The sequence below is a fragment of the Micromonospora sp. NPDC049081 genome (assembly GCF_040648835.1).
Classification (GTDB): domain Bacteria; phylum Actinomycetota; class Actinomycetes; order Mycobacteriales; family Micromonosporaceae; genus Micromonospora; species Micromonospora antibiotica.
This window is the reverse complement of sequence record NZ_JBEZEK010000027.1, coordinates 1-12,075: the sequence shown is the minus strand read 5'-3', so window position 1 is coordinate 12,075 and position 12,075 is coordinate 1. Positions and strand designations below refer to the sequence as shown.

The 12,075-nt window shown below is 71.8% G+C and carries 8 protein-coding genes; 6 read left to right on the top strand and 2 right to left on the bottom strand.

Annotation, left to right across the window (positions count from 1 at the left end; genetic code table 11):
* Positions 1-67 precede the first annotated feature (67 nt).
* The 5 genes from mtrA (at position 68) to raiA (ending at position 6,000) form a co-directional block, all read left to right on the top strand.
* The gene (gene mtrA, locus AB0B63_RS27540) at positions 68-757 is read left to right on the top strand and encodes an MtrAB system response regulator MtrA (protein WP_208570335.1); all 690 of its coding nucleotides are present in this window, start codon (positions 68-70) and stop codon (positions 755-757) included.
* 76 nt (positions 758-833) lie between these two features.
* The gene (gene mtrB, locus AB0B63_RS27535) at positions 834-2,528 is read left to right on the top strand and encodes an MtrAB system histidine kinase MtrB (RefSeq protein ID WP_357023969.1); all 1,695 of its coding nucleotides are present in this window, start codon (positions 834-836) and stop codon (positions 2,526-2,528) included.
* 26 nt (positions 2,529-2,554) lie between these two features.
* The gene (locus AB0B63_RS27530) at positions 2,555-4,408 is read left to right on the top strand and encodes an LpqB family beta-propeller domain-containing protein (protein ID WP_357023857.1); all 1,854 of its coding nucleotides are present in this window, start codon (positions 2,555-2,557) and stop codon (positions 4,406-4,408) included.
* Between the two features lie 7 nt (positions 4,409-4,415).
* Positions 4,416-5,123 carry a ComF family protein gene (locus AB0B63_RS27525; RefSeq protein ID WP_357023854.1) on the top strand — a complete coding sequence of 236 codons (708 nt, stop codon included), beginning with the start codon at positions 4,416-4,418 and terminating at the stop codon, positions 5,121-5,123.
* Positions 5,124-5,373: 250 nt separating this feature from the next.
* Positions 5,374-6,000: a ribosome-associated translation inhibitor RaiA gene (gene raiA / locus AB0B63_RS27520; protein WP_208570338.1), complete on the top strand. Its 627-nt coding sequence runs from the start codon at positions 5,374-5,376 to the stop codon at positions 5,998-6,000.
* A gap of 110 nt (positions 6,001-6,110) precedes the next feature.
* On the opposite strand, the gene AB0B63_RS27515 is transcribed toward raiA, so the two are convergent.
* On the bottom strand, positions 6,111-7,274 hold the full coding sequence (locus tag AB0B63_RS27515; protein WP_357023850.1) for a GNAT family N-acetyltransferase: 1,164 nt from the start codon (positions 7,272-7,274) through the stop codon (positions 6,111-6,113).
* A 177-nt stretch (positions 7,275-7,451) separates the two neighbouring features.
* Positions 7,452-8,606, bottom strand: a complete 1,155-nt coding sequence (locus AB0B63_RS27510) for a GNAT family N-acetyltransferase (protein WP_357023847.1) — start codon at positions 8,604-8,606, stop codon at positions 7,452-7,454.
* A gap of 170 nt (positions 8,607-8,776) precedes the next feature.
* Between AB0B63_RS27510 and secA the strand changes: the two genes are divergently transcribed.
* Positions 8,777-11,704: a preprotein translocase subunit SecA gene (gene secA / locus AB0B63_RS27505; protein ID WP_357023844.1), complete on the top strand. Its 2,928-nt coding sequence runs from the start codon at positions 8,777-8,779 to the stop codon at positions 11,702-11,704.
* The last annotated feature ends 371 nt before the right edge of the window (positions 11,705-12,075 follow it).

Below are 12,075 nucleotides of genomic sequence, written 5' to 3'. Positions count from 1 at the left end.
CTCCCGGCAGTACCGTGCCATCCAGACGCGATCCCACCGACTGAACGGGGATGGAAACATAAACCCCATGAGAGCCCGGGTGCTGGTGGTCGACGACGACCCCGCGCTCGCCGAGATGCTCGGCATCGTCCTGCGCAGTGAGGGCTTCCTGCCTTCCTTCGTCGCCGACGGGGAACGGGCGTTGGCTGCGTTCCGGGACAGTCGACCCGACATCGTGCTGCTCGACCTGATGTTGCCCGGGATGAGTGGTATCGACGTGGCGCGGGCGATCCGTGGCGAGTCGGGTGTACCGATCGTCATGCTGACCGCCAAGAGCGACACCGTCGATGTGGTGCTCGGCCTGGAGTCGGGTGCCGACGACTACGTGGTCAAGCCGTTCAAGCCGAAGGAGCTGGTGGCCCGGATGCGGGCCCGGCTGCGGCGGGGCGAGGACGTCGCCCCGGAGATGCTGACCATCGGCCCGCCCGGCAACCAGATCACCATCGACGTGCCGGCGCACACCGTCAGCCGGGACGGCGACGAGGTGAAGCTGACGCCGCTGGAGTTCGACCTGCTGGTCGCGCTGGCCCGCAAGCCGCGTCAGGTCTTCACCCGGGAGGTCCTGCTGGAGCAGGTCTGGGGTTACCGGCACGCGGCGGACACCCGGCTGGTCAACGTGCACGTGCAGCGGTTGCGCGCCAAGATCGAGCCGGACCCGGAGCGGCCGGAAATCATCCTGACCGTGCGGGGCGTGGGATACAAGGCGGGTACCGGATAGCCTGGTCTGCACCGTGACCAGTGCCCCCGACCCCACCCCCGAGCACACCGCCGGCTGGCGTCCCGCCGCGCGGGCGGTGTGGCGGGCCCTCCTGGGCCGTTGCCTGCGGGTGACCGCCGGCCTGCGGCAGACCTGGCGGCGGTCGTTGCAGGTCCGGGTGGTGACCATCACGCTGGTGGTGTCCAGCCTGCTGGTCGGCGGCTTCGCCTACCTGATCGCCGACAAGATCACCAACATCCTGCTCGAGAACGCCGAGACCGACGTGCTGCTGCGGCTGCGCAACGGCAGCGACTACTCGGCCAAGCAGTTCAACCTCTACAGCCAGCCCCAGGAGGCGCAGCTCCAGGACACCGTCGAGGGCACGGTCAACTATCTGGCCGGGGGCGACCCGCAGCAGACCAGCGGGGTGGTGGTGGCGATCACCGCGGACAACTACGCCGGCATCATCGAGACCCGCACCTCCCCGGCGATGGACGTCCGGCCGCTGGTCAGCCGGGAGCTACGGGCCGCCGTCGCCGACGGCAAGGTGGCCCACCAGATCCGCACCGGCCAGCTCACCGGGGAGCGGACGAAATACCTGGTCTACGGCTCACCGGTGCCCACCCGCTTCGGCCAGCTGGAGCTCTACTACCTCGTCCCGCTCAACCGGCAGGACGCCACCGCCGCCGACGCCCGGGCCACCGTCCTGGCCACCGGGGTGGCCCTGGTGCTGCTGCTGGGCCTGCTCGCCGCCCTGGTCACCCGGTTGGTGGTGACCCCGGTCCGGGTCGCCGCGCGCACCGCCCAGCGGCTCTCCGCGGGCCTGCTCGACCAGCGGATGGTGGTCAACGGCGAGGACGACCTCGCCCTGCTCGCCGCCTCGTTCAACCAGATGGCCACCAACCTGCAACGGCAGATCCTCCGCCTGGAGGAGATGTCCCGCCTCCAGCGCCGGTTCACCTCCGACGTCTCGCACGAGCTGCGGACCCCGCTGACCACCGTCCGGATGGCCGCCGACCTGATCTTCGCCGAGCGCGACGAGTTCGACCCGGCGGTGGCCCGCAGCGCCGAGCTGCTCCAGGCGGAGCTGGACCGGTTCGAGGAGTTGCTCACCGACCTGCTGGAGATCAGCCGCTTCGACGCCGGCTTCGCCATGCTCGACTCCGAGCCGACCGACCTGGTGCCGGTGGTGCACCGGGTCGCCGACCGCCTCGCCGGGCTGGCCGAACGGGTCGGCGTCACCATCGAGCTGGCGGTGCCGGCCAGCCCGGTGATCGCCGAGGTGGACCCGCGTCGCGTCGAGCGGGTGCTGCGCAACCTGGTCGGCAACGCCGTGGAGCACGGCGAGGCCAAACCGGTGGTGATCACCCTGGGCGTCGACCAGACCGCCGTCGCGGTCACCGTCCGCGACCACGGCGTCGGGCTCAAGCCGGGCGAGGAGAAGCTGGTCTTCAACCGGTTCTGGCGGGCCGACCCGTCCCGGGCCCGGCAGACCGGCGGGACCGGGCTGGGGTTGTCGATCAGCCTGGAGGACGCCCGGCTGCACGGCGGCTGGCTGGAGGCGTGGGGGGCACCGGGGCAGGGCGCCCAGTTCCGACTCACCCTGCCGGTCCGCTCCGGCGACCGGCTCACCACCTCACCGCTGCGGCTGGTGCCGGCGGACGCCACCCTGCCCTTCGGTGGCCCGCGAGACGGCGACCTGTTGGCGATCGGGCCCGCTGACGGTGGTGTCCTGGCCATCGGCCCCGGTCCGGCCGCCGTGCCCGACGAGCGGGCGGAGGTCCGGTCGTGAGTCGTCGCACGGGCCCGGGCCCGGCCGTGAATCGTCGCACGGGCCCGGGCCCGGCCGTGGGGCGTCGGGCGCTGGCCGGGCTGCTCTGCGTCGTACTGCTGGCGCTCGCCACCGGCTGCGGCATCCCCGACCGCACCGACGTGCAGGTGGACGGCTCCGGGCCGGCCGTCTCGGCGGGCGCGTCCAGCTCCGGCCGGGGCGAACCCCCCACCCGCACGTCCAGCGGCGCCGACCGGGAGACCTTCGTCCGCAACTTCCTGGCCGCCGCGGCCGGTGAGCCCGAGCGGGCGTACGCCCGGGTCAAGCAGTTCATCGCCCGCGAGGATCGCAACCGGCTCGCGGAGAAACAGGGCAGTGAGGTCGCGATCAACGTGGTCCGGCTGACCGAGAAGCCGGTGATCACCGAGAACGTCAACGGTCTGCTCACCGTCCGGGTGCCGGTGCAGCAGGTGGGGCTGCTGCGGGCCAACGGGGTGCTCGGCCCGCCGGTGGTGACGGACACCGAATACCAGTTCTCGCTGCGCGGCTCCGCCGAGCCGGGCCAGGAGAGCACGCAGGACGGCGGCTACTACGTCACCGATCCGCCGAGCGTGCTGCTGCTGGACACGTTGAGCCTGCGGCTGTACTACCAGATCCGTACGGTCTACTTCTGGAACTCCGACGCCACCCGGCTGGTCGCCGACCAGCGTTACCTGCCCCTCGCCGTGCCCAACGAGCGGCTGGTCAGCGAGGCGGTCAAGTGGCTGATCGCGGGCCCGTCGGACTGGCTCCGCCAGGGGGTGAGCGGCCTGCCGGACCGGACCGCCCTGATCAACAACGCGGTCAAGACCGACGGCCGGTGGGAAGTCAACCTCGACCTGCCCGGGGACGACCGTCGCAAACTGGAGAAACTCGGCATCCAGCTGGCCTGGTCGCTGTCCGACCTGGACGGCCCGCTCCAGCTCACCACCCGCAACCAGTCCCGGGTGACCATCGACGACCTGGCCGCCCACCGGCTCGCCAACCCGGTCTATCCGCTCACCGAGGCGCCGCAACGGTTCACTGTCTATGACGGGGCGATCCATCCGCTCGTCTTCGAGGCCGAGCCCATCGGCCCCGTGCCGATCCGCGTGGAGGACAACCACACCATCGTCTCGGCGGCCCTGCGGCGGACCGTCGAGGACAAGACCCTCGCCGCCCTGGTGACCACCGCCCCGGGCGGCCGGCACCGGCTGGTCGCCGGTTCCGGTGCCGCGCCGGTGCAGGTGATGACCCCGGGGACGCAGACCTTCGCCGCGCTCGGCCGGCCGGTCTGGTTGCGCCCGCTCGGCGGGGCCCAGCCGTACGGGCTGGTGGTGGCCGACGGGCGGCTCTACCGGTTCGACGACCGGGCCCGGATGGTCCAGGTGCCGGTGGGCGCGACGGGTCAGGTCAGCGCGGTGGCCGCCGCCCTGGACGGGCACCGGATCGCACTGATCGTCGGTGGGCGGCTCTACCTCAGCACGGCGAGTCTCGACGGCGGAGTGGTCTCCCTCGGCCCGGTACGACAGGTCGCCACCACACTCACCGACCTGTCGGCGGTGGACTGGGCGCAGGAGAACACCCTGGCCGTGGCCGGGTCCACCAACCGTTCGGCGGTCTACGAGGTGGGCGTGGACGGGGTGTTGCAGGCCGGGCTGGTCACCGACGTCGGTGCCCGGGTGACCCACCTCGCGGTGTACCCGGGCAACCCGACCTACGTGCTGCCCACCCTCATGATGATGTACGAGGCCAACGGGGTCGCCTACCGCTACCGATCGCCGTCGGCGGAGACGATCCGGGGCGAGCAGGTGCTGGACGTGCCGTCCCCGCCCGCCGGTGGCCGGGCGGGCAGTCCGACCGCGCCGTTCTTCCTGTTCTGAGCCGCTCGTGCGGGACATCGGCGGACTCTGGGCGGACCTGACCGATCTGGTCTTCCCGACCGGTTGTGCCGGCTGCGGTCGGCGGGACGACACCCTGCGGCGGGGCTGCTGCCCGCGCTGCGTACGCCAGCTCGCCGCGCTGCGGCCGGTGCCGGCCCGTCCCACCCCGCCCCCGCCGGACCTGCCGCCCTGCCACGCCCTCGGCCCGTACGCGGGCCCGCTGCGGGAGGTGCTGCTGTCGTACAAGGAGCGGGGTCGGCACGGGTTGGCCCGGCCGCTGGGCGGGTTGCTGGCGGAGGTGGTGGCGGCGGCGGTGGGTCCGGCCCGGCCGGTGCTGCTGGTGCCGGTGCCGGACCGGGCGGCGGCGGCCCGGGCCCGCTACGGCGACCACCTGACCCGGTTGGCCCGGCACGCGGCGGTCCGGTTGCGGGGGGCCGGCTGGGACGTGCGGACGGCGGTGCCGGTGCGGGCCCTGCCCCGGCCGGATTCGGTGGAGCTGGACCAGGCAGGGCGGGCCGAGGCGGCGGCGTCGGCGTTCCGGCTGCGGGCGGGGTGGGCCGGGCGTGGTGCGGGTGGCCGGACGGTGGTGGTGCTGGACGACATCCTCACCACCGGGGCCACCCTGGCGGCGCTGAGTCGGACCTTGCGTGCGGCGGGAATGACGCCATATGGCGCGGCCGTGTTGGGTGCAACGCAAAAGCGGCGGCATTGGTGACGCAACGTGTTTCCGTTTCACCCCATGGTGTTGGTTGCTGTTAATTCTCTGAGGGTTTCCCACAACCGGGGGTGACTGTCGGCCGAACAGGAGTTAGCGTTTTCGTGTCGGGGTAGGAAGGGTTCCCCACCCGTCCCCGACGGTGGAAGGAGGCGTAGCCGTACCTGACCGGTCGACGCTCCCAGGGGCCCTCCCGAGGTTGCTCGACCGGATTCGAAGATCAGCCGACCATCCGGAAAAGGGAGGTCACGTGGACATCGTGGTCAAGGGTCGAAACGTCGAAGTGCCGGACCATTACCGGGTACACGTAGCCGAGAAACTCGCGAAAATCGAACGCTACGATCACAAGCTCATCCGGGTCGATGTGGAGCTGTTCCACGAGCGCAATCCCCGGCAGTCCGACACCTGCCAGCGAGTGGAGATCACCTGTGTCTCCCGTGGGCCGGTGATCAGGGCAGAGGCCTGCACGAACGACTTCTACAGCGCGCTGGACGCGGCCATCGCCAAGCTGGACACCCGACTGCGTCGGGCGGCCGACCGCCGCCGCGTACACCGGGGCCGGCATGCGCCGATCTCCGTCGCCGCCGCCACCGCCGGTCTGCCGGTGGCCGGCCTGGACGACGTCGCCGCCCCCGCCGGCGGCACCGCCACCGCGACCGCCGTCGAGGAGCGCCCGGAGGAGCACGACGACCAGCCCTGGCACATCGCCCGGGCCAAGGTGCACCCCGCCGACCCGATGACGGTCGACGACGCCCTGTTCCAGATGGAACTCGTCGGTCACGACTTCTACCTGTTCCACGACAAGGAGTCCGGCCGCCCCAGCGTCGTCTACCGCCGCCACGCCTACGACTACGGCATCATCTCCCTAGACACCTAAACCCATCCCCCCGCCCCCACCCCACCCCACCCCACTCCGCCCCCCGCCCGCTCGCGGTGATCAAGAAGTTTGCGTCAGCTACGAAGATCGAATTGACGTAAATCTCTTGATCACCCGGGAGGTGGGGGTGGGGGTGGGGGCGGGGAAGAGGACGGGGGAGGGGGGTCGGTGGGGAGGTGGGACCAGAGGAGGGTGTCGGGGCGGGGGGTTTCGGGGGTCGGGGCGGGGAGGCGGGCACGCATGAGGCCCTCCCGGTGGAAGCCGGCCCGGGTCAGGACGCGCTGGGAGGCGGTGTTCCACGGGGCGGTGCCGGCCCAGAGGCGGGCCAGACCCACCGTGCCGAACGCCCAGCCGGCCACCAGCCGGACCGCACGGGTGGCCAGTCCCCGGCCGCGCGCCTCGGGCAGCAGGCTGTAGCCGATCATCGCCTGGCCGGTGGCCGGCTCGTCGTGGATCAGTGCGCAACCGCCGACCATCGTGCCGGTCACCGCGTCGCACAGCGCGAAGTCGGCCGCCCGGCCGGCCAGCCAGTCGCTCTCGGCGACGGCACAGCGCCGGTCGATGTCCGCCCGGGTCGGTGGGACCGGACGGACCCGGGTCGCCACCACCTCGGGGCGGGTGTGCAGCCGGTGCAGCACCTCGGCGTCGGCCGGGGCGAGCCGGCGCAGGCTCACCACCGCGTCGGTGAGCCGGCCGTCGGGCAGGTCCGGCAGCAGGCGCGGGACCGGGCCGGGCGGGTCGTCGGCGAGGCGTACCCAGGCGAGCAGGTCGTACCGGTCGCCGTCGCGGTCCAGGCCGGCTGCCCGGCGTACCCCCTCCAGGTGGAAGCCGGCGGCCAGCGCGACCCGCTGGCTGGCCGGGTTCTCGGCCCTGATCAGCAGCTCCAGCCGGGCCAGGCCGGCCTGGAACGCGGCCGCCGCCAGGGCCCGGGTGGTGGCGGTGGCGATCCCGCGCCGCCGGGCCCGCGGTGCCACCCAGTAGCCCAGCTCCGCCTGCCCCCGGCCCGGCGCCACCTGGCTGAGCCCGGCCCCGCCGACCAGCCGGTCGGTCCCGGCATCGACTATCACGTACGCTGCGCCGCCGCTGCGCCACGCCGCCGGGGCACCCTCGGCGATCCACCAGTGCGCGTCGGCGACCGTATAGGGATGCGGCATCCCCACCGGCTTGAACCGCAGGTTCACCGGATCGTCGCGGCCGGCGGCGAGGTCCTCGGCGTCGTCCGGCCGGAACGGTCGCAGCCGCACCGGTCCGGCCTCGACGACCTCCGGGGTCACGTCAGGGCCTCGCCAGGCTCGATGGTCCGTGGGTTCACGTCAGGTCGCCGCCGGCGTCGTCGGACTGCAGGCCACGTCAGGTCCCCGGCGTCGTTGGTCTGTGGGGGTCACGTCAGGTCCCCGGCGTCGTTGGTCTGCGGGGTCGAGTCAGGTCCCCGGCGTCGCTGGACTGTGGGTTCACGTCAGGTCCCCGGCGAGCAGCGCGCCGATCCAGGCGTCGACCCGGTCCCCCCGCTGCGGCACCCCGCCCCGCAGGGTGCCCTCGACGGTGAAGCCGGCCTTCTCGGCGGCCCGCCGGGAGGCGTTGTTGCCGACGTGGGCCTTCCACTCGATCCGGACCAGGTCGAGGCCGGTGATGCCCCAGGCGGCGAGCGCGCCCAGCGCGGCCGGCATCCAGCCCCGGCCCCGGGCCTGCGGCGCGGTCATGAAGCCGACCTCGGCCCGGAGCGGGTCGACGGGGTTCAACCGCAGGTCGGCGGTGCCGGCGAAGGCGTCGTCCGGGTCGGCCAGGACGAAACACGCGCTGCTGCCCCGCGCCCAGGCCAGCCCGCCGTAGGTCAGGTAGCCCTCGGCGTCGGTGTGCTGGTAGGGGTGCGGCACGCTGGTCCACCGGACGGTGTCCGGGTCCCGGCAGGTGGCGACGACCCCCTCCAGGTCGCGTTCCTCCATCGGTCGCAACCGCAGCTCGGTGTCCCCGGCGGTGGCGAACAGGACGGGCTGCGGCCGACCGAACACGGCGGCCCGCCGGGCTTCCAGGGTGCCCGGCCCGGCCGGTCCGGTCGCACCGACGGCGGGCACCTCCCCGGGCAGCATCGAGCCGATCCAACCCTCGCCCCGGCCGTCCCCGGCGGGTCGGGCGAGCCGCAGCTCACCGGAGATCTGGAAGCCGGCCCGCAACGCGACCAGCCGGGAGAAGTGGTTGCCGACCTCGGCCTGCCAGATCAGCCGACGCAGCGCCAGAGCGTCGAAGGCCCAGCGGGCGACCGCCCGGGTGGCCCGCACGGTGACCCCCCGGCCCCGGGCCCAGGGGGCGGTCCAGTAGCCGATCTCACCGGTCTCGACCTCCCGGTCGATCGCGACCAGGCCGCAGGAGCCGAGCAGCTCGCCGGTGGCGGCGTCGCAGACCGCGAACGGTGCCCCGCTGCCCTCGGCCCAGGCGCGGGGGCTCAGCTCGGTGACGAAGCCATGGGCGTGTTCAGGCCGGTACGGACGCGGTACGGTGGTCCAGCGCTGGATGTCCGGGTCCTGGCAAGCCCGGTGCACGTCTTCCGCGTCCGAGGCGAGCCACGGACGCAGCAGCAGGCCGTCCTCGATGATCTCCACAGGCTCCATGCGGGTCATCGTGCCGGATCGTTCGCGGTGGGCGTAACCGGATAACCGCCGGGCGGCGGGTCGAGCCGAGCATTATGTCGGTTTGGTCGGGTCGGACCGCCGCCACCAGTGACCATCGCGCCGACGGAGCGCCTACGATGGTTCGAGACTGTCTAGGGGAGCGTTGATCCGTGTCGATTCTGGAAAGGGTCCTCCGCGCGGGCGAGGGCCGTATGGTGCGCCGGCTGAAGGCCATCGCCGCCGCCGTCAACTCGATCGAGGACGACTACGTCAACCTCACCGACGACGAGCTGAGGTCACTGACCGACCAGTACCGGGAGCGGCTCGCCGATGGTGAGACCCTCGACGACCTGTTGCCCGAGGCGTTCGCCACGGTGCGCGAGGCGGCTGCCCGGGTGCTCGGCCAGCGGCCGTACGACGTCCAGGTGATGGGTGGCGCGGCACTGCACTTCGGCAACATCGCCGAGATGAAGACCGGTGAGGGCAAGACGCTGACCTCGGTCATGGCGGTCTACCTCAACGCGCTCTCCGGCAAGGGCGTGCACGTGGTCACCGTCAACGACTACCTGGCCCAGCGCGACGCCGCCTGGATGGGTCAGGTGCACGAGTTCCTCGGCCTGACCGTCGGCGTGGTGCTGCCCAACCGGCCGGCCGCCGAGCACAAGGCCGCCTACGAGTGCGACATCACCTACGGCACCAACAACGAGTTCGGCTTCGACTACCTGCGCGACAACATGGCCTGGTCGCACGATGAGCTGGTCCAGCGCGGGCACAACTTCGCCGTGGTCGACGAGGTCGACTCGATCCTGATCGACGAGGCCCGGACCCCGCTGATCATCTCCGGCCCGGCCGAGCACTCCGCCCGCTGGTACGGCGAGTTCGCCGGCGTGGTGGCCCGCCTCCAGTCCGGCAAGGACGGCGAGGGCGACTACGAGGTCGACTACGCCAAGCGCACCATCGCGGTCACCGAGCGCGGCGTGGCCAAGGTCGAGGACCGGCTCGGCATCGACAACCTCTACGAGTCGGTCAACACCCCGCTGGTCGGCTACCTCAACAACGCGATCAAGGCCAAGGAGCTCTACAAGCGCGACAAGGACTACATCGTCAGCGACGGCGAGGTCCTGATCGTCGACGAGTTCACCGGGCGCATCCTGCACGGCCGCCGCTACAACGAGGGCATGCACCAGGCGATCGAGGCCAAGGAGGGGGTGGAGATCAAGCAGGAGAACCAGACCCTGGCCACCATCACCCTCCAGAACTACTTCCGCCTCTACGAGAAGCTCTCCGGCATGACCGGTACCGCCCAGACCGAGGCGGGCGAGTTCAACAAGGTCTACAAGGTCGGCGTGGTGACCATCCCCACCCACCGGCCGATGGTCCGGATGGACAAGGCCGACGTCATCTACAAGACCGAGAAGGCCAAGTTCAACGCGGTCATCGAGGACATCGCCGAGCGGCACCAGGCCGGTCAGCCGGTGCTGGTCGGCACCGTCTCGGTGGAAAACTCCGAGATCCTCTCCACGCTGCTGCGCCGCCGGGGCATCCCGCACTCGGTGCTGAACGCGAAGTTCCACGCCCGCGAGGCCGAGATCGTCGCGCAGGCCGGCCGCAAGGGCGCGGTCACCGTCGCGACCAACATGGCCGGCCGGGGCACCGACATCCTGCTCGGCGGTAACGCCGAGTTCCTCGCCGCCAGCGAGCTGCGCCAGCGCGGCCTCGACCCGGTCGAGCAGGAGGACGAGTACGCCAAGGCGATGGAGGAGGCCCTCCCCACCTGGAAGCAGGCGTGCGAGACCGAGGCCGAGGAGGTGGCCGCCGCCGGTGGCCTCTACGTGCTCGGCACCGAGCGGCACGAGTCCCGCCGGATCGACAACCAGCTGCGCGGTCGGGCCGGCCGGCAGGGTGACCCGGGCGAGTCCCGGTTCTACCTGTCGCTCCAGGACGAGCTGATGAAGCGGTTCCGGGCCGGTGCCGTCGAGGCGGTGATGGAGCGGTTCAACATCCCGGAGGACGTGCCCATCGAGTCGAAGATGGTCACCCGGCAGATCAAGAACGCCCAGGCCCAGATCGAGGGTCAGAACGCCGAGATCCGCAAGAACGTCCTGAAGTACGACGAGGTGCTCAACAAGCAGCGCCAGGTGATCTACGCCGAGCGGCTGCGCGTGCTCAACGGTGAGGACCTCTCCGACCAGGTCCGCAACATGATCGACGACACCATCGGCGCGTACGTGGTGGGGGCCACCAGCGACGGCTACGCCGAGGACTGGGACCTCGACCAGCTCTGGGCGAGCCTCAAGCAGCTCTACCCGGTGGGCGTCACCGTCGACGAGCTGGAGGAGGAGGTCGGTTCCCGCTCCGGCCTGGACCAGGACTTCCTGCTGGCCCGGCTCAAGGAGGACGCGAACGCCGCGTACGACCGGCGTGAGGAGAGCCTCGGCGAGGAAGCCACCCGCCAGCTCGAGCGGATGGTGCTGCTCCAGGTCATCGACCGCAAGTGGCGCGAGCACCTCTACGAGATGGACTACCTCCAGGAGGGCATCAGCCTCCGGGCGTACGCCCAGCGCGATCCGGTCATCGAGTACCAGCGCGAGGGCTTCGACATGTTCGCCACCATGATGGAAGGCATCAAGGAGGAGACGGTCGGCTTCCTCTACAACCTGGAGGTGCAGGTCCAGGAGCCGGAGCCGGAGGCCGAGGAGGTGCAGCTGCTGGACAAGCCGGTCGAGATCCGGGCCAAGGGCCTCAACCGCGCGCCCCAGCAGCAGGGCCTGCAATACTCCGCCCCCACCATCGACGGTGAGGCCGGCGCGGGCGCGGTGGCCGTGGAACGGCCCGAGCCCGAGCCGTCCGCACCGGCACTCGGCATCGGCGGTGGGCAGCCGCAGGCTCCGTCGCAGGCCCGACCCGCCGCCGGTACGCCGCGTCGCCCGGCCGCCGCCGGGGCGACCGGTCAGGCTGCCGCAGCCAGCACCGCCCGGCGTAACACCGGTCCGGTCGACCGGTCGGCCGAGGGTGGGCCGTCCCGCAACGCGCCCTGCCCGTGCGGCTCCGGTCGCAAGTACAAGCGCTGCCACGGTGCGCCCAACGGCGGCGCCTGATCCGAACCGCCAGGACGCCCGCCTACTCACCAGAGCAGGCGGGCGTCCTGCCGTTCCCGGCGGTTTTGCCGTTCCGGACGGTCCTGCCTTTCCCGGCGCGGTCTTGCCGTTCCGGACGGTCCTGCCGTTCCGGGCGGTCCTGCCGTTCGGCTGCGGAACCCCTTGCCCGACTTCACCCCCACCCAGCCCCGCCCCCACCCAGCCCCGCCCCTCACCCGGATCAGCCCTCCGGGTTCCGCTTCCCGCGCTGATCAAGAGGAATACGTCAGTTGGATCTGGCGGGGTCAAGGGGTGAGTGCAATCGTTAGGGGACGATGAGTTGTGCGAGGCGTTGGGCTGGTGTGTTCCAGTCGAGTGTTTCGCGGGGTCGG

What these genes read in the sequence shown, in the direction of transcription:
- mtrA (WP_208570335.1), top strand. Translation starts at nt 68, where the DNA reads ATGAGAGCCCGGGTGCTGGTGGTCGACGACGACCCCGCGCTCGCCGAG.
- AB0B63_RS27510 (WP_357023847.1), bottom strand. Translation starts at nt 8,606, where the DNA reads ATGGAGCCTGTGGAGATCATCGAGGACGGCCTGCTGCTGCGTCCGTGG.